Raw genomic sequence first — 17,690 nt, 5'->3', positions numbered from 1 at the left:
CTTTGCAAAACCGCCTGCGCAAAATATATTTTCCTGAGGCGGCTTCGCCCAAGCCCGGTAGTTTTCAGACGGCCCGGCCGATACGGCGTATCAGCGTTTGTATTTCAGGCTGTATTTGATTTCCGACATGGCGGCTTTCAGATTGTAATCGAGGATTTCCTCCACCACGGCGGGTGTTTGCTCGTTCAGAATCTGCTGGAGCTGGTAGGTGAGCGCGGCAGTTTGTTTCTGCACCGCCACGCGCACCATGCCGGCCACCGCATCGGTAAGGTGCGGACGCAGCCGGCGGGTCAGGCGTTCCAGCAGCTCTTGTTCCGACAAACACATCACCGGCTTGCGCGGATCGACCTGCGGGTTGATTACCTTCACCGTAACCGGCAGCCATTCTTCGGCCTGCACGGCTTCTTCAAACACATTGCCGTCTGCTTCCTGCGCCGCTTCGCGCTCCTGCCGCTGTGCGGAAGGGTCGGTAAACGAAACGCTTTGCCGTTTAGGGTTCAACCATACCGTGCGCGTGCTTTCCAATTTGCTGTCGTCCACCCGCGCCGACTGCAAAGCCGTTTGCGCGGCCAGCCAGTCTTCCTGCAACAACACGGTGGTGTCGGTTTCGGCGGTGATGGTGTCGGCCAGGGGGTCGTTGTGCTCCTGCTGCCATTGCTGCAAATATTCGCGCAGCATCCGTTCGGCAGCCTTGGCGTTCAATTGCGCTTCTTCCGGCGTGGGTTTGACCCGCTGCGGTGCAGCTTGGGGAGAGGGCACCGGGCGTTGCGCTTGCGGCCTTACCGCTTCGCCGCGCCCCGAATGGCGCTGCTCGCGCAATTTTTCCAAACCTTTTTCCCAGTCGAATTCTTCTTGTCCGTTATCGTTGCCGGAAGATTCCGGCGTGTTGCGGTTAGTCATGTGTTTATCCTTATTGCCTGCGGCCCGTTTACGCCGCCTTTGTCGTGAACCGGTTTGGTTTCCGCGCCACTGCCGTGTTTTTCATACGGCCGGCAGCCCGTGCGGGCATCGGAAAGCACCGGTTCGCTCAATCATACCGACCCTGTTTTCAGGGCAAAGAAAAATGCCGGCAGCCTGCTTAGGGCGTGTCGTCAAAGTTTAAATCCGAGTTTGCGCTATAATGTTGCATTCTAACAGATTCCCGAAAGAAAAATCATGAACAGCATAGAACAGCGCTTGGAATATCTCGAAGAAGCCTGCGACGTTTTGCGCATGCAAAATCATGTGCTGGCCACCGCTTTCAAAGGCATGGTGCGCGCCCTGCCCGCCGATATCGCGCAAGACGTGATCGAGTCGGTGCAGCTTGCCTTTGAAGACGCCTTGGCCGAACTTAATTATGAAGACAGCCCGCACGCGGATTTGTTTCACGACGTCACTTATGCCTTTTTCCGCGAAAAAGAGCGCTAATTATCTGCAACCGTATGATTTTCACACTCAAACAACAACCCAGCCCAAGCTGTGTTAAAGATGTGTATTTTTGTTAGCTTATGCTAAAATAACCGCTTTAATTTGCCAGGAACACTCAAAAATGAACATGAAAAAATGGATTGCCGCCGCCATCGCCTGCTCCGCACTGGCCTTAGGCGCCTGCGGCGGCCAGAGCGGCGGTTCCGCTTCAACAGGTGCGGGTGCCGACAAAGTGTACCGCGTTGCCACCAATGCCGAATTTGCTCCGTTTGAATCGATGAACGCCAGCAACCAAATCGAAGGCTTCGATATCGACCTGCTCAATGCCATGTCTAAAGCCGGCAATTTCAAAGTGGAATACAAACACCAGCCGTGGGACAGCATTTTCCCCGCGTTAACCAACGGCGACGTCGATATCCTGCTCTCGGCCATCACCATCACCGACGAGCGCAAACAAACCATGGACTTCACCAACCCCTACTTTGAAATCACGCAAGTGATTCTGGTGCAGAAGGGTAAAAACATCAATTCGGTCGAAGACCTGAAAAAAGCACAGAAAGTGGGCGTGGTAACCGGCCAAACCGGCGATTTTGCCGCTTCTAAAATCTTAGGCAGCAACAGTCCCAAAATCGCCCGTTTCGAAAGCCTGCCGCTGGTGATTAAAGAGCTGGAAAACGGCGGCCTCGACGCGGTGATTTCCGACAGCGCCGTTGTGGGTAACTATGTGAAAAACAACGGCGACAAAGGCTTCAGCATGGTTGCCGTGCCTGATTTCGAAGTGGAAAACTACGGCATGGCGGTGCGCAAAGGCGATACGGCTACGCTGAACATGCTGAATGATGCTCTGGCCAAAGTTCGTGAAAACGGCGAATATGAAAAAATCCAAAGCAAATATTTCGCCAAATGACTGTAGTAGCAGCTTACTTTAAACGAAACAAAAGCCTCTTAGAGATTAAGAGGCTTTTGTTTCGTTTAAAGTAAATTGAAATGTTAGAAATCGTTACTTTGCTTACACAACAGACTAGATAGTGTAGTCACAATATTTTCAACCACATCGCAATAATTCAGATTTCTATTGCCGTAACAAATAAGCCAATCTTTTCGCATAACGCGTGGCAATGCTCCACCGACGTTTGAAATCCCAAAAACAACAGTTTTCTACCAAGTGACTGTAACGGTACAGATAGCAGTCAATAAACAGCGGCTCCCTGCGGTTAATTTTTGGCGGAATAAGGATATCCATCTCCAAAGCAACTGCCAAGTTCCTAATCGCATCAGTATCATAGCGTGAGATCTTTGCAGGCTACTCTTGCTTGCATGTAGGTATGTGGTTCAAGACACGCACGCAATTTGAAAAAATCTGGCAACTCCATGTTCATGTGTAGCAACTGTGTTGCCGACTCGTCAGTCAGCAACACAGTTGCTACGCTTGCTACGCTTATTTATTTTTTTTAATTGGAGGTGGTGGCGGCGGCATATTTTTTCCAGTAGGTAACGTCTTTTTAATACCTGCCGTTGTAGCATCTTTTCTGTTTGCAACATAACCTTCTTGAGCAATGGTTAATCCACGAATATTTCTTCGTTCAATTCCTTCATTAATTTTCTTTGTCATTTTGTTCCTCACATACTCTAGGGTCTGTCGACATTCAAGTTTTCAGTGTATCCTATCCTCATGACCAGATATATTCTTACCGATGCACAGTGGGCAAAAATTGAGCCTTTATGCCAAGGAAAAGTTGGCGATGCCGGCCGAACCGCTGTCGATAACCGATTATTTATAGAAGCCATACTATGGATTATCCGTACCGGCAGTCCTTGGCGCGATCTGCCCGAAGAGTTCGGTAATTGGAAAAGTATCCACAAACGCTACCGCAGATGGGTCTTGGCCGACCGTTTTCATGATATTTTTGAAGAACTGAACCGTGATCTCGATATGGAGTATGTCATGATTGACGGCACAATCGTCAAAGTTCACCGCCACGGTCAGGGTGCAAAAGGGGGACTCTAAATCAGGCCATCGGCCAATCCAAAGGCGGGATGACGACCAAGATTTTGGCTATGGTGGATGCTTTGGGGAACCTGATTGACTTCAAACTGATGCCTGGTCAGCGCAATGACATTTGCGGCGTAGAACCGCTGATTAAAGAAAAGGAATTTGATGCTTTATTGGCGGATAAAGCCTTTGATGCCGACTGGCTGGTCGAAGAGTTGACCGAAAGGGGGAGTAAGGTGGTTATTCCGCCGCGTAACAACCGCAAATTGCAGCGGGAACACGACAAGATGATGTATTGCTGGCGACATTTGATTGAGAACTTTTTTTGCAAACTCAAAGAATTCAAAAAGATTGCGATGCGCGCAGAAAAAACCGACCAATCTTTTGCTGCCAATATTTACCTTGCTGCTGCCGTATTGAAATTAAGGTAAACTTGAATGTCGACAGACCCTAGGGTTAATTTCAATACTTAACGTTCCTTGCGGTCTAGAAAGATAAATTGAATCAGCCATATATAATAAATCTGACTCCTCAAACGTATATACATAAACATCTTCAAGAGCTACTTCTTGAAACATGTCATTTTCTGAATAAGCTGACAGAATTCCCACATAAATCATTCCAGAAGGTTTATCTCTAATGTAGATATTATCTATATTCTCTTGATTTAAATAGTAAGAATATATAGTGAATTCAAATAAAAACTCCGAAATAAAATAACTGCATTCAAACTTGCAATTGGGTGATATGCTAAAGAATCGTTTTACCCTACTTCGGCATTCTTATTTTAATCCACTATAAATTTTCATCTCCATACTTTGAAGATAATCCAATTAACTGAGCATATTTATGTATTTTTTTCTTATTAACAACATAGGTTGCAAAAATAGCTAGTAATGGGGCTATTACTGTTGCGAATGCAATTTCCTTTAAATTAAGTGGTGCTTTTTCATTCTGAATAATACTCCATATATCTAAACTATTAGACTGGAATCTTGGCAATGGCGTTACAATATATACAAAAATCTCATTGTAAATAAATTTAAGTAATTGTAAGCAAACATAGCTTAATATCCCAAACAAAAAAGAGTAAATTGCATATTTAAAAATCTCCCATTTATTTTGATGAACAATTAATTTATCACACATAATTGTTGCAATTAATCCAGGGAATAAAATTATTGAAATAATAATTGATAAAGAATTCATATACTATCCTTCATGGGAATAACACAATTAACTTTACTCCGCCCCAAACAATAACCCTTCCTTAATCCCCCGAATCTTATCCCGTAACACCGCCGCTTCTTCAAACTGCAAATCGCGGGCGGCTGCCTGCATGGCTTTTTCCAATCGGGCGATTTCTTTAATCGCGTCTTCTTCGGTGTGGATTTCGCCCACTTTCACCTTACCCTTGCCTTTTTTGCCTTTCAGGCTACCTGAATCATCGTGATACACGCCGTCGATGATGTCTTTGACTTTTTTATTGATCTGCTGCGGCACGATGCCGTGTTCCTGGTTGAATTTCATCTGTTTTTCGCGGCGGCGTTCGGTTTCGTCGATGGCGGCTTTCATCGAGTCGGTGATTTTGTCGGCGTAGAGTATGGCGACGCCGTTGACGTTGCGGGCGGCGCGGCCTATGGTTTGGATTAGGCTGCGGTGGCTGCGCAGGAAGCCTTCTTTGTCGGCATCGAGTATGGCCACCAGCGACACTTCGGGGATGTCCAAACCTTCGCGCAACAGGTTGATGCCGACCAACACGTCAAATAATCCCAAGCGCAAATCGCGGATGATTTCGACGCGCTCGACGGTATCGATGTCGCTGTGCAGGTAGCGCACTTTGATGCCCAGTTCGCTGTAATAGTCGGTGAGCTGTTCGGCCATGCGTTTGGTGAGAGTGGTTACCAGCACGCGCTCGCCTTTGCCGATGCGTTCGTTGATTTCGCTTAATAAGTCGTCCACTTGGGTGGCGACGGGGCGGATGATGATTTGCGGGTCGACCAGGCCGGTGGGACGGACGACTTGCTCGACCACTTGGCCGGCGTGTTCTTCTTCGTATTTGGCGGGGGTGGCGGAAACGAAGATGGTTTGCGGCATGATTTTTTCAAATTCGTGGAATTTGAGCGGGCGGTTGTCGCGGGCGGAAGGCAGGCGGAAGCCGTAGTCGACCAGATTTTGTTTGCGGCTGGCGTCGCCTTTATACATACCGCCGATTTGGGTAACGGTAACGTGGCTCTCGTCGATAAACATGATGGCGTTATCGGGCAGATAATCCATCAGGGTAGGCGGCGGTTCGCCTTCTTTTTTGCCGGAAAAGTGGCGCGAGTAGTTTTCGATGCCTTTGCAGAAGCCCATTTCGTAGAGCATTTCCAAATCGAAGCGGGTGCGCTGCTCGATGCGTTGGGTTTCTACGGGGCGGTTTTCTTGGGTAAAAAAAGCGATGCGTTCGCGCAGTTCTTCTTTAATCGATTCGCAGGCGCGCAACACGGTGTCGCGCGGGGTAACGTAGTGGCTGCCGGGGAACACGGTGTAGCGGCCGACGCGTTGCAGGCTGCCGCCGGTAAGCGGGTCGAAGAGGTCGAGGCGGTCGATTTCGTCGTCGAACAGGCTGATGCGCAGGGCGTTATCGGAGCTTTCGGCGGGGTAAACATCGATTACGTCGCCGCGCACGCGGAACGAGCCGCGCTTGAAATCCATTTCGCCGCGCTCGTATTGCATGGAAACGAGGGTGGAAATGATGTCGCGCTGGCTGAGGGTGTCGCCTTCTTTTACCGACAGCACCATTTGTTGGTATTCGGTGGGGTCGCCGATGCCGTAAATGGCGGAAACGGTGGCGACGATAATCACGTCGTTGCGCGTCATCAGGTTTTTGGTGGCGGAAAGGCGCATCTGCTCGATGTGTTCGTTAATCGCCGAATCTTTTTCGATAAACAGATCGCGGCTGGGCACATAGGCCTCGGGCTGGTAGTAATCGTAGTAAGACACGAAATATTCCACCGCGTTTTCGGGGAAAAACTCGCGCATCTCGGCATAAAGCTGCGCCGCCAGCGTTTTATTGTGCGCCATGATGATGGCGGGGCGGCCGCTCTGCGCAATCACATTGGCCATCGTATAAGTTTTGCCGGAGCCGGTTACGCCCAACAGGGTTTGGTAGGAAAGGCCGTCTGAAAGCCCTTCGAGCAGGCCGGCGATGGCGGTGGGCTGGTCGCCGGCGGGCGGGAAAGGCTGGTGCAGTTTGAAAGGGGAATTTTCGTATTGGATGATTTGCATTTCAGACGGCCTTAAGGTTCGGGAAACAAAAGAGTTATTATAGCAAAGGCCGTCTGAAAGACGTTTTTCTGGTTTCAGACGGCCTTTGCTATAATGCGTGCCGATATTGTTTTAAGGTTACGCAAATGAACACCCTGCCCTTTCAAGCCGAAATCGCCGAGCGCATGCTGGTGAACACCGAAAACGAAAGCATCCACCCCGATGCCCGCTTTCTGCAAACCGCCAACGGCTATTGGCTCGCCTGGCACAACGGCACCGCTGCCCTGCTCGCCCCAAACACCCCGCCCGACATCCCCTGCTTTTGGGTGGAAGGCGCGCATGATTTGGAAGAACTGGTTGCGATGGTAGAAAACGGCGACTTCGACGAAGTGGAAGAATTCGACGGCGACGACGAAGCCTGGCACCAAGCCGCCGCCGCTTGCCGCGAAGCGCACGAACACGATGAAAACTGCACCCACTAACAACAGGACAGCGCAATGAACCCCATCAAACTCACCGCCCTGGCCGCCTGCTGCCTGCTGCTTAACGGCTGCGTGGTTGCCGCAGCCGCCGATTTGGCCGCCACCACCGTTTTAACCGTGGGCAAAGTGGCCGTAAAAGGCACCGGCGCCGTGGTGCGCGCGGCCATCCCCGACGGCGACAGCGACGAAGAAAAAGCACAAAAAGAAAAGAAAAAACAGCAGCAGGAATTGGAAAAAGCAGGCTACCGCGCCGAAGATTACCAACGGGTAGAATAGATCCGGCGGTTTGCAAAATCCGATTCGGGCTGAGACCTTTGCAAAATTCGTTTAGGCCCTCTGAAATATTCAGCCATCGTCATTCCCGCGTAGGCGGGAACCCAGATGATTACCATCTAAGCACTTGTTTAATCAATGCTTAAATATTTACAACTGGATTCCCGCCTACGCGGGAATGACGGGATTTAAACATTTCAGACAGTCTCAAGGTAGTTTTGCAACGATCTCTACCCGACCAAAAATATTTCAGACGGCCTTTTCAGGCCGTCTGAAATGTTTTCTAACACACAACCTACATACGCCCCAGCTCGCGCTGCAAGGCCTGGATATTCTGCTGGCGGTCGAGCACATGGCCTTGCAGTTGGGTAATCTGCTGCTGGTTGATGGTGCCGCCTTTGGCCGCGCGGGCGGAAGTGAGCGACTGTTGCGCTTCGGAAAGCGCTTTGCGTTCGTTGGCCAACTCTTGTTCGAGTATGCTGCGGCGGCTGTTGCTGCCGGAAAGTTTGGGTGCGGCGGCTGCCGGCGGCGGCGTATATTTCGCCGGCACGGCGGCGGCCTGATTGGGTTTGGGCGCGCGTTTGACCGCAGCCTGTTTTTTCACTTCGGGCTTCGGCGCGCTCGGCGTGTAAGCCTGCGGCTCGTCGTAGCGGGTGCTGCTGTAACGCCCGATGGGTGGCAGGTCGGCAGCCTGGCAGTTGCCTGTGTGGCGCGAGGTGTAGGTTACTTCGCCGTTAATCACGCAGGTGTAGATTTTGGCCGCGGCCGTTTGGATATTGATGGTGTTCAACCCGATTAATGCGACTATCCCGATGATTTTTTTCATATTGTGTTTCATATTGAGAAAAGACCGACAAGCCCGCAAAAGCGTGCTGAAATGATATTGGGGCAAGCGGCCTGCCGGGCTGCGGCAGGCCGGTGTGTTAGTGTGCTTCGGCAGCGGCCAGCGATGCGGCATCGGCGGCGGGCAAATCGGCGGGCTGCGCCGATGCGCTCTCGGTGCTGATTTGCGCTTTGGCTTGTGTGCTCAGCAAGAGTTCGCTGGCGGCAAGCAGCAGGATGGCCTGTTTGAATGATGAATAAGACATATTGAATCCCCGTATTTTAATGAAGTTATGAAAACAGTAAACCTGTTAAACCCGAAGGCTAGGGCATATCGGCGAACTGCGCTTCGATTTCGCGCCCGATTTGTTCGAGCGTTTCCTGCCAGCCCAACCAATCCTCTTCAAGTTTACTTAATTTTACCTTAGTTTCCGCCAAATTAGCGAGTGTTTTCTGAAGCTTTACTTTATTTACATCCGAATAGGCATCTTCCTGTGCCAAAAATGTTTCACAGGCCGTCTGAATATCGTTTAAGGCGGCCATTTCTTTTTCGGCGTGTTCGATTTTCTGCTGTATCGGCTTCATGCGGCGGGCTTTTTCCTGCCGCATCTGCGCTTCCTGCCGTTTGGTGTCTTTGCGGCTTTGCGCCTGCGCGGAAACGGCGGGTGCGGCGGCGGTGTTTTCCTGCGCCAGCCGCCACAGGCGGTAATCGTTCAAATCGCCGTCAAAAGGTTTCAGACGGCCTTTATCGATGAGCAGGAAGTTGTCGGTGGTGGCTTCCAGCAGGCTGCGGTCGTGCGACACCACAATCAGCGCGCCCTGAAAGCTCTGCAAGGCCAGCGTGAGGGCGTGGCGCATATCCAGATCGAGGTGGTTGGTCGGCTCGTCGAGCAGCAGCAGGTTGGGCTTCTGCCACACAATCATCGCCAGCGCCAGCCGCGATTTTTCGCCGCCGGAAAAAGGCGCGATTTTTTGCAGGGCGGTATCGCCGACAAAGTTGAAACCGCCGAGAAAGTTGCGGATTTCCTGCTCGCGCACCTCGGGCGAAAGCTGCTGGATGTGCCACAGCGGGCTTTGGTCTTCGCGCAGGGTGTCGAGCTGGTGTTGGGCGAAATAGCCGATATTGAGTTTGTCGGACTTCACCATCTGCCCGCCCTGCAAAGCCAGTTCGCCCGCCAAGGCTTTGATGAAGGTGGATTTGCCGCTGCCGTTCACGCCCAACAAGCCGTAGCGCGCGCCGCTTTCGAGCGAGAGGCTGATGCCGTGCAAAACGGTGGTGCCGCCGTAGCCCAAGTCGGCCTGATCGAGTTTTAACAAGGGGTTGGGCAGGTGTGCGGGGCTTTCGAATTCGAAGCTGAATTCGCTGTCGAGATGTGCGGGGGCGATGCGCTCCAGCTTGGCCAAGGCTTTCATGCGGCTTTGCGCCTGCACGGCTTTGGTGGCTTTGGCTTTGAAGCGGTCGATAAACGATTGCAAGTGTTTGATGTGTGCCTGCTGTTTGGTATAGGCGGCCTGTTGTTGCGCCAGGCGTTGGGCGCGCTCGTTTTGATAGAAATCGTAGTTGCCGCCGTAGAGCGTGAGTTTTTGGCCGGACAATTCAACCGTGTGACTGGCGGCGGCATTGAGAAAATCGCGGTCGTGGGAAATGATAATCTGCGTGCACGGCAGGCTTGCCAAGTGGTTTTCGAGCCACAGTACGGTTTCCAAATCGAGGTGGTTGGTCGGCTCGTCGAGCAGCAGCAAATCGGCGCGGCACATCAGCGCCTGCGCGAGGTTCAGTCGCATCCGCCAGCCGCCGGAAAAGGCTTTGACGCTTTTGCCGTGTTCTTCTTGGGCAAAACCCAAGCCGTTGAGCAGCTTGGCGGCGCGTGCGGGCGCGGTATAGGCGTCGATTTCTTCCAGTTTGGCGTGGTATTCGGCGATGTTCATGCCGTCGTTTTGCGCTTCGGCTTGCGCCAAGGCCGTCTGAAAAGCCTGCAATTCGGCATCGCCCTGCAACACATAATCGAGTGCGGAAATATCCAGCGCGGGCGTTTCCTGCGCCACCGCCGCCGTTTTCCAATGTTTGGGCACCAGCATGTCGCCGCCGTCCTGCGTGATTTCGCCTTTAATCAGGGCAAACAGGCTGGATTTGCCGGTGCCGTTTTTGCCGATCAGGCCGACGCGCCAGCCGGGGTTGACGGTGAGGTTGGCTTTGTCGAGCAGCACTTTCAGGCCGCGTTGCAAGGTGAGGTTTTTCAGTTCGATCATGGGGGAAGCGGTGGGGCAAAAGGCGGTATTGTAGCGGAAATATCGTGAAACAAACGGCAAACCATACAGGCCGTCTGAAACATTTTTTCAGACGGCCTGTATATACGGTTAACAAATCAGGCGGTTTATCCGATCAGCCCCATGCCGTTAAGCAGTTTCCACCAGGTTACGCCGAGGGTGAGGTGCACAATCAGCGAGCCGAAAGCGATAACCGCGCCTGCCGTCCACCATTGTTTGGTGGTGGCGTAGCCGGTGCCGTAGATAATCGGGGCGAGGCCGGAGCCGTAGTGGGTGAGCATGCCGCCGTAAGAGTTGGAAAACAGCAGGCCGAAGGTGAGCAGCATCGGATCGACGTTGGTTACCGCGCCCACGGTGGCGAACACGGGCATCATCGCGGCGATGTAGGCGCCGCCCGAAGCAAACATATAACGGATGGCCACGCTCACGGTGAGAATCAGCGCCAGCATGCCGTAGCCGCCCTGCAATTGGCCGCCGCCGAGCATATTGGAGAAGAATTCCGCCATCCATTTGAAGAAGTCTGCCTTGGTAAGGGCGGACGACAAGCCGATGATGCCGCCGTACCAAATCAGGGTGTTCCAGCCGCCTTTGTTTTGCAGGATGTTGTCCCAGTTGATCACGTTAACGATGATACAGCCCACCATCGCGGCCAGCGCCACGGCGGCATCGTCGATGCCGGTAAAGTCGCCGGTTACCCAGCCCAACAGCGCGCAGATGAAAATCACCAGCAGCCATTTTTCGCTCTTCTTCATCGGCCCCATTTCTTCCAAGCCTTTTACGGCGATGCCTTCGCGGTCGACTTTGGTTACTTCGGGTTTGTAGAGAAAATACAGCACCAGCGGGGTGGCAAAAGTTACCAGCAGGCCGGGCACGGCGGCGGCGAGGAACCATTGCGTCCAGCTCACGTCAACGCCCAAAATCGGCAGAATCAGGCTTAAGGCCAGCGCGTTCGGCGCCATGGCGGTTAAGAATATCAGGCCGGTGTTTTTCACCGTGAAATAGGTGTTCAGCAGTAGAAACAGGCCGCCTTTTTTCGGGCTGGTTTCGGGGTCGGAGCCGATGGCCTTGGCCACGCTGTTCATAATCGGCATCATGATGCCGCCGCCGCGTGCGGTAACCGAGGGCATACCCGGGGCAATCAGCAGGTCGAGTACGGTGTTGATATAGCCCAGCCGCAAGGTGGTGCCGCCGAAGCTGCGTATCATCAGATAGGCGATGCGCTTGCCCAATCCGGTGGACACAAAGGCCGTGCTCAACGCAAAGGCGGTGAACACCAGCCAAGTGGTGGTGGACGAATAACCGGCCAGCACGTTTTTCATTTCCAGCTCTTGCGTGTTGGGGGTAAAGCCGACGGCAACCGCCGAGCCGGTTACGGCGGCCAGCAATACAATCGGCATGCCCCACGGTTTGGCCACCAAACCGAAAATGGCGGAGATATACCAGCCGAACAGGCGCCAGCCCACCACCGACAACCCTTCGGGCGGCGGGTAGTAGAAAATCAAAACGGGAATCGCGAAAAACACGATCTGCTTCCAATATTTTTTCCAAGCGGGAGCCGGAGCGGCCGCGCCGCCGTCAGAGCGGTTCATGATGTTACTCCTGTTTCATTGAGATATAGGGTCAGCCAAATGGTTAGCGCCAATAAATCCGCGCTGCCGCCGGTGCTGAGGTTGCGCGCCGTGCACCAGCCGTCAAACCGTTTCAAAGCCGCGCACAAGGCTTGCGGCCGTCTGAAAACCTGCGCGTCGGCCAAAATTTCATGTGCTTTTGCCTGCAACAGGCCGAGCGCTTCGATGCCGCCGCGTTTCACCACGTTGGTGTCGCGGTTGTGCGCCAGCAGTTTGAGCAGCGCATAACGCAGGGCATGGTCGCGGTTGCCGGTGGCGGCAAAGGCTTGCCGGTAGGCGGGCAGCGCAACGTCGGTTACGGTGGCAAAGCCGGAGAGTGCTTCGCCGCGTGCGCCGCCCAGGCCGTATTCGCGGTAGAAGCGCGCGCCGGCGGTGTCGCCCTGCCCCTGCTCCTGCCGCAAGCCGGCGCAAACGGCCTGGATATCGCCGGAAAGCGCCGCCCAGCCGGGCCGTTCGCCGCGCGCTATCCGCCGCCCCAGCACCGCCGCCAGAATGCCGAAGGCAAACAGCGCGCCTTTGTGGGTGTTGACTCCGCCGGTGGCGTTCAGCATGGCTTGTTCGGCCTGCAAACCGACGGGGCGCACGGCGGCCAGCATGGCTTCGTCGGGCGGCTGCTGAGCGAAACCGCTGCCGGTAAGGGCGCAGCGGGTAAGAAACGGTGCCAAAGCGTGTGCGCTGGCGCGGAACATGGGCAGGGTCATATCGGGGTGCGGCCCCTGATTGTCTGCATCGACCAACCCGGGCTTGGGGGTCAGCTCGGCTTCGGCGCACAAGGCGGCGCTCATGCTGCCGCCCAGCGCAACGATTTCGCGGTAGCGGCGGTAGTGGCCGCGCATGGCCGTCTGAAGCTCGTCCAAACTGTGGCGGCGGCTGCGGGCGCATGCTTTGGCGGGTTCGCCGCAACACAGGCAGGCGCGCGGCGGCAGGCCGAAACCGCTGCGCGACAGCGGTTTGCCGTCGCCGCCGATGATGTCGATGTCCCACAAACGGCCCAGCGGGTGCCGGTGTTCCAGCTCCATTACCAGCGGCTTCAAGGCATCGGCAGCGCAATCGGCCGCCAGCAGCAGGCTCTCGCCGCCTTTCAAATCCAGATGTTGTTCGGCGTTAATGGCGATATGCCGTTCGGTCAGCATTTGTTTCAGACAGGCACGGCCTGTCTGAAAGATTTCGTCCAAAAACGGGCTGCGTTTCACCCCGCCCGGCGCCAATACGCTGAAACTCACCAAAGAGGCCGCCCCGCCCGCCAGCAGCGCCTGCTGCGCGGCATAGCGCAAATCGCGCGCGGCCAGCACGCTTTCGAGCGGGGCTTCGCTGCCGATGAGCGGCGGGAAATCGGGGGCGGAATACATGGTTTAACCTTCCGTGGCGGCGGCGATTTGGTAAACGGTGTCGATCACACTGCCGTCGCGGTAGCGGATCATCGCCACCGGGCGGTCGGTAAAGCGGATGGCGTCGGGTTCGCCCGTCAGCATTACGGCGCGTTGGTAGAGTGCTTCGATCGGCACGGTTTCGATGCCGGCTTATTGCAGCCGCGCCGCCAGTTTGGGGCGTTTGGGGTTGACGGCGATACCGTGGTCGGTAACCAGAATATCGATGTGTTCGCCGGGTGTTACCGTGGTCAGCACGTCTTTCACCACGGTGGGAATGCGGCCGCGCACCAGCGGCGCCACAATCATCGCCAAACGCGCGCCCGATGCGGTGTCGCTGTGGCCGCCCGATGCGCCGCGGATGATGCCGTCTGAACCGGTGATAACGTTAACGTTGAATTCGGTGTCGATTTCGAGCGCGCTCAACACCACCACGTCCAGCCTCTCCACCGATGCGCCTTTGGAGCCGAAATTGGCGTATTGGTTGGCGCTGATTTCGATATGGCCGGGATTGCGCTCAAGCGAAGCGGCGGCCACGCTGTCGAAGCTTTGTACGTCGATCAGTTTTTCAATCAGCCCTTTTTCGTGCAAATCCACCATGCTGGCGGTGATGCCGCCGAGTGCGAACGAGGCGCGGATGTTTTGGCGGCGCATTTTGTCTTCCAAAAAGCGGGTAACCTCCAGCGAAGCGCCGCCCGAGCCGGTTTGCAGCGAAAAACCGTCGTGGAAATAACCTGATTTTTCAATCACGTCGGCGGCGCGGCGCGCAATCAGCAGCTCGCGCGGGTTGGTGGTCATGCGGGTGGAGCCGGCGCCGATTTTGCTGGAATCACCCACCGCGTCCACCGCCACGATGTAGTCCACCTGATCTTGGTAAATGCCGGCGGGGCTGTGCGGATAGGGTTTCAGCGCTTCGGTTACCAACACCACTTTGCGGGCAAACTGCGCGTCGGCTTTGGCATAACCGAGCGAGCCGCAGATGTTGTTGCCGATATAGCCGCAGGCATTGCCGAAGCTGTCGCAGCTGGGCACAGCCAGAAACGCCACGTCGGGCACCAGCTCGCCGCTCTGCATCAGTTGCACGCGGCCGCCGTGCGAGTGAATCTGCACCGGCTCCGCCATATGCCCTTGCGAAATAAATTCACCGAGCTTGCCGCGCAGGCCGGAGGTGTAGATTTTGCGCACCACGCCGTTGCGGATATGGGCGATCATCGGATCGTGGCAGCCCGAAAGCGAACTGGCGGCCACGGTGAGGTTGTGAAAGCCCATGCCGGCCAGCACGTCCATCACCATATTCAACACGAAATCGCCGCCGCGGTAGGAGTGGTGAAACGAAACCGTCATGCCGTCTTCCAAGCCGCAGGCTCTGACGGCGGCTTCGATGCTGGGGCAGATTTTGCGCGACAGGTATTCGTCGGAAAGTTTCACTTTTTTCACCACCGGCTCGAAAGCGCGGTATTGGCTGTTGGCGGTGCCTTTGGCAACGCGTTGTTCTCTGCTTTTGCTCATGATTTATTCCTCGCGTATGCCTGAAGTTTGCGCGCGCTGCAAAATCAGGCGCGAACGTTCGATAATCGGGGTATCGACCATTTTGCCGTTGAGCGACACCACGCCGATGCCCGCCTGCGCGGCTTCTTCGGCGGCGCGGATAATGCGCTCGGCCTGCTCGACTTCTTTCTGCGTGGGGGCGAACAGGTTGTGGATCAGGGCGATTTGCGAAGGATTGATCAGCGATTTGCCGTCGAAACCCATCTGCTTGATTAAGGCGGCTTCGCGCAAAAAGCCCTCTTCGTTGCGCACGTCGGAATACACCGTATCAAACGCCATCAGGCCGTTGGCGCGGGCGGCGTGCAGAATGGTTGAGCGGGCGAACATTAGCTCGATGCCTTCGGGCGAGCGCTCGGTTTTCATGGCGCGCACATAGTCTTCCGCCCCCAAGGCGATGCCGATTAAGCGTTTCGAGGCTTTGGCGATTTCGTTGGCGGCCAAAATCCCCTGCGGTGATTCGATGGCGGCCAGCATCAGCGTGCTGCCTACCTCGCGCCCGCAGGCCCGTTCGATTTTTTCGATTTCGGCTTCCATATCGGTAATATCCTGCGGGCCGTCGGTTTTGGGCAGGCGTATGCCGCTGGCGCCGCCGCGCACCGCCGCATTCAAATCGGCCAGGCCGTATTCGGAAGAGAGCGGGTTCACGCGCACCAGCGTTTCCATTTCACGGTAGAGCGGGTGTTGCAGCGCGTGCGCCACCAGCATGCGGGCGGTGTCTTTTTCAGACAGGGCCACAGAATCTTCCAAGTCAAACATAATGGTGTCGGGCCGATAGATAAACGATGTGCTGACCATCGCGGCGTTGGCGCCCGGCACAAACAGCATAGAACGGCGCAATTTCATAGCAACTCCTCCCAATCCGCCTGCGCGCCGGCACGCAGCAGCGCGGCTTTCACCCGCGCCTGCAACACGCAGTCGAGCGCGCCTTTGTCTTCGATTTGCAGCGCGGCTTCTTCGATATTCAAACGGTTCAGCACCGCCTCCACACTCGCCCTGATCTGCGGGGCAAACTGCTGGCCGACCGAGCTGTTGATGGTAATCAGCCTGCCGCCGCCGGGATTGGGGCTGGCATAAACCATCACGTCGCTCGATTCCAACGTGCCGGCCACGCTGTCTTTGGTAATCGCGTTCATACACTGGCCTTTTCATATTTGTTGATTAAAAAACGGTAGGTGCTGTCGGGCACATAATGCCGCAGCGTCTCAAAATCGCCCTCGCCCAACCATTTGCGCACTTTGGTGGCCGAAATCACGTCGTTTTGGTATTCCAAACGCTGAATCTGCACCACTTCTATCGGCGGCGCGTTGATTTCGGGGGATTTCAGCCAGATGCGCATCTGTTTGTTGTAGTAATTGGTAATCACGCAATTGGGCTCGTTGCCCACGAAACGGTGGGTGATGCCCAGCGGCGGCGCGATATAAATGCGGAAAATGCTTAAGTCCAATTCCATATGGCATTGGTGGACGATGCTTTCCTGCTTCAGGAAATAACAGGGGAAGGTAGCGCGGGAAATGATATAGGGAGAGCCTTCGTGCACCGTTAAGCGCGAAAGGTGGGCCGTGCCCGCCTTAATCAGCGCCAAACGGTCGGCGTAGGAAAACTGCGATTTGTCTTCACCCACCACAAACAGGTGCAGCCAGTCGCATTGCGCCAACGCGTTTTCGATCAGATAAAGATGGCTGTTGGTAAACGGGTTGGCGTTCATCACGATGGAGCCGATACGCCCGCCGGGCTGCTTGAGCGCCGCCAACCGGGCCTGATACTGCTTTAGGCGGACTGGGCTGTTTTCCAGCAGCACCACACGGCCCGGCACGGCGGCAATCGGATAGAAACCGCAGTCGGTAAAAAACGGCTCATTTTCGGGTTTGGTGTAGATAAAGAGATGATGGTAGCCGAGTTCGGCGGCCAGTTGGATCAGCGAAGAGGCCAACGTGAGCGCAATGCCCTGCCCGCGGCAGCTGTCGTCTATCGCCACACACTTAATCACCCCCGGTGCAATGCCGCCGCAGGCGATGATTTCGCCTTTGCCGTTACGCAGCACCAGAAACACTTCGATAAAATCGTCTATATTGAGATCGTTGCGGTGTAAAAAATCCGTAACTTCGCGGATACCTTCAAGGTTGCCGGCATAAATCCGCTCGAAGTCGTATTGTGCCGAATCCATAACCTGCCCCATATCTTGTTAGTAAATTACAAATTTCAGGCAGATTTTAGGCTCGACACACACACCGTTATGACTTTAATCAATAAAAATGTAGTTTATTGAAAGATATAAAAATATCTTGTAGTTAAATTACCATCTTACCCAAAGTAAGCTTCAATTTTGTTTAAAAAAACGGCCCTGATAACTAGATAATGTAGTCACAATATTTTTAACCACATCTCAATAATCCGGATTTCTATTGCTGCCACAAATAAAGCCAATCTCTTCGCATAACACGTGGCAATGCTCCACCGGCGTTTGAAATCTAAAAAACAGTTTTCTACCAAGTGGCGGTGACGATACAGATAGCAGTCAACAAACAGCAGATCCCTGCAGTTAATCTTTGGCGAGATAAGGGTATCCATCCCCAAAGCAGCTGCCAAGTTCCTGATCGCATCAGTATCATAGGCCTTTGGTCAGCTGCCGTATCTGCAATCAGTGCTTCGGCAA

At 54.4% G+C, this 17,690-nt stretch carries 17 protein-coding genes and 1 pseudogene; 5 read left to right on the top strand and 13 right to left on the bottom strand.

Annotated features, from left to right (window positions below):
- Nucleotides 1–90: 90 nt before the first annotated feature.
- Entirely contained in the window at nucleotides 91–900 is an 810-nt protein-coding gene (locus tag H3L92_RS03050) for a hypothetical protein (protein WP_085367085.1), read from the bottom strand.
- A gap of 255 nt (nucleotides 901–1,155) precedes the next feature.
- Here H3L92_RS03050 and H3L92_RS03045 point away from each other — a divergent pair, with 255 nt between their 5' ends.
- Together H3L92_RS03045 and H3L92_RS03040 are read left to right on the top strand one after the other, a co-directional pair.
- Nucleotides 1,156–1,407, top strand: a complete 252-nt coding sequence (locus tag H3L92_RS03045) for an NGO1151 family protein (protein WP_085367084.1) — start codon at nucleotides 1,156–1,158, stop codon at nucleotides 1,405–1,407.
- A gap of 121 nt (nucleotides 1,408–1,528) precedes the next feature.
- Nucleotides 1,529–2,314, top strand: a complete 786-nt coding sequence (locus tag H3L92_RS03040) for a basic amino acid ABC transporter substrate-binding protein (protein WP_085367083.1) — start codon at nucleotides 1,529–1,531, stop codon at nucleotides 2,312–2,314.
- Nucleotides 2,315–2,845: 531 nt separating this feature from the next.
- Here the strand turns inward: H3L92_RS03040 and H3L92_RS03035 are convergent.
- The gene (locus H3L92_RS03035) at nucleotides 2,846–3,019 is read right to left on the bottom strand and encodes a hypothetical protein (protein ID WP_158088181.1); all 174 of its coding nucleotides are present in this window, start codon (nucleotides 3,017–3,019) and stop codon (nucleotides 2,846–2,848) included.
- A 60-nt stretch (nucleotides 3,020–3,079) separates the two neighbouring features.
- Here H3L92_RS03035 and H3L92_RS03030 point away from each other — a divergent pair.
- A protein-coding gene (locus tag H3L92_RS03030; protein WP_115336293.1) for an IS5 family transposase occupies nucleotides 3,080–3,831 on the top strand; the annotation gives its coding sequence in 2 pieces (ribosomal slippage) (nucleotides 3,080–3,413 and nucleotides 3,413–3,831; 753 coding nt in all).
- A 364-nt stretch (nucleotides 3,832–4,195) separates the two neighbouring features.
- Here H3L92_RS03030 and H3L92_RS03025 read toward each other — a convergent pair.
- Together H3L92_RS03025 and uvrB are read right to left on the bottom strand one after the other, a co-directional pair.
- Entirely contained in the window at nucleotides 4,196–4,609 is a 414-nt protein-coding gene (locus H3L92_RS03025) for a hypothetical protein (RefSeq protein ID WP_085366354.1), read from the bottom strand.
- Nucleotides 4,610–4,642: 33 nt separating this feature from the next.
- Nucleotides 4,643–6,670, bottom strand: a complete 2,028-nt coding sequence (uvrB, locus tag H3L92_RS03020) for an excinuclease ABC subunit UvrB (RefSeq protein ID WP_085366355.1) — start codon at nucleotides 6,668–6,670, stop codon at nucleotides 4,643–4,645.
- 125 nt (nucleotides 6,671–6,795) lie between these two features.
- Here uvrB and H3L92_RS03015 point away from each other — a divergent pair, with 125 nt between their 5' ends.
- Nucleotides 6,796–7,131: a general secretion pathway protein GspG gene (locus tag H3L92_RS03015; protein WP_085366356.1), complete on the top strand. Its 336-nt coding sequence runs from the start codon at nucleotides 6,796–6,798 to the stop codon at nucleotides 7,129–7,131.
- A gap of 15 nt (nucleotides 7,132–7,146) precedes the next feature.
- Nucleotides 7,147–7,407 carry an NF038104 family lipoprotein gene (locus tag H3L92_RS03010; protein ID WP_085366357.1) on the top strand — a complete coding sequence of 87 codons (261 nt, stop codon included), beginning with the start codon at nucleotides 7,147–7,149 and terminating at the stop codon, nucleotides 7,405–7,407.
- A 292-nt stretch (nucleotides 7,408–7,699) separates the two neighbouring features.
- On the opposite strand, the gene H3L92_RS03005 is transcribed toward H3L92_RS03010, so the two are convergent.
- The 9 genes and pseudogenes from H3L92_RS03005 to citC form a co-directional block, all read right to left on the bottom strand.
- Complete coding sequence (locus tag H3L92_RS03005) at nucleotides 7,700–8,230, bottom strand: hypothetical protein (protein ID WP_085366384.1); 531 nt, start codon at nucleotides 8,228–8,230, stop codon at nucleotides 7,700–7,702.
- A gap of 97 nt (nucleotides 8,231–8,327) precedes the next feature.
- The gene (locus H3L92_RS03000; RefSeq protein ID WP_158088159.1) at nucleotides 8,328–8,492 is read right to left on the bottom strand and encodes a hypothetical protein; all 165 of its coding nucleotides are present in this window, start codon (nucleotides 8,490–8,492) and stop codon (nucleotides 8,328–8,330) included.
- Between the two features lie 58 nt (nucleotides 8,493–8,550).
- Nucleotides 8,551–10,476, bottom strand: a complete 1,926-nt coding sequence (locus H3L92_RS02995) for an ATP-binding cassette domain-containing protein (RefSeq protein ID WP_115336292.1) — start codon at nucleotides 10,474–10,476, stop codon at nucleotides 8,551–8,553.
- Between the two features lie 125 nt (nucleotides 10,477–10,601).
- Nucleotides 10,602–12,083 (bottom strand): anion permease, encoded by a 1,482-nt coding sequence (locus H3L92_RS02990; protein WP_085366359.1) that lies wholly within the window; start codon nucleotides 12,081–12,083, stop codon nucleotides 10,602–10,604.
- On the bottom strand, nucleotides 12,080–13,471 hold the full coding sequence (gene citX / locus H3L92_RS02985) for a citrate lyase holo-[acyl-carrier protein] synthase (RefSeq protein WP_085366360.1): 1,392 nt from the start codon (nucleotides 13,469–13,471) through the stop codon (nucleotides 12,080–12,082). Before citX ends, H3L92_RS02990 begins: the two co-directional genes overlap by 4 nt.
- Nucleotides 13,472–13,474: 3 nt before the next feature.
- Nucleotides 13,475–14,998 (bottom strand): annotated as a pseudogene (gene citF / locus H3L92_RS02980) (citrate lyase subunit alpha).
- Nucleotides 14,999–15,001: 3 nt separating this feature from the next.
- Nucleotides 15,002–15,880 carry an aldolase/citrate lyase family protein gene (locus tag H3L92_RS02975; RefSeq protein ID WP_085366361.1) on the bottom strand — a complete coding sequence of 293 codons (879 nt, stop codon included), beginning with the start codon at nucleotides 15,878–15,880 and terminating at the stop codon, nucleotides 15,002–15,004.
- On the bottom strand, nucleotides 15,877–16,170 hold the full coding sequence (citD, locus tag H3L92_RS02970; RefSeq protein ID WP_085366362.1) for a citrate lyase acyl carrier protein: 294 nt from the start codon (nucleotides 16,168–16,170) through the stop codon (nucleotides 15,877–15,879). Before citD ends, H3L92_RS02975 begins: the two co-directional genes overlap by 4 nt.
- Nucleotides 16,167–17,201 carry a [citrate (pro-3S)-lyase] ligase gene (gene citC / locus H3L92_RS02965; protein ID WP_085366386.1) on the bottom strand — a complete coding sequence of 345 codons (1,035 nt, stop codon included), beginning with the start codon at nucleotides 17,199–17,201 and terminating at the stop codon, nucleotides 16,167–16,169. The genes citD and citC overlap by 4 nt, the downstream gene beginning before the upstream one ends.
- Between the last annotated feature and the right edge of the window lie 489 nt (nucleotides 17,202–17,690).

This window comes from Neisseria dentiae, assembly GCF_014055005.1.
GTDB classification, from domain to species: domain Bacteria; phylum Pseudomonadota; class Gammaproteobacteria; order Burkholderiales; family Neisseriaceae; genus Neisseria; species Neisseria dentiae.
Note: the sequence above shows the minus strand (reverse complement) of the source record. Positions and strands in the feature narration are given on the sequence as shown.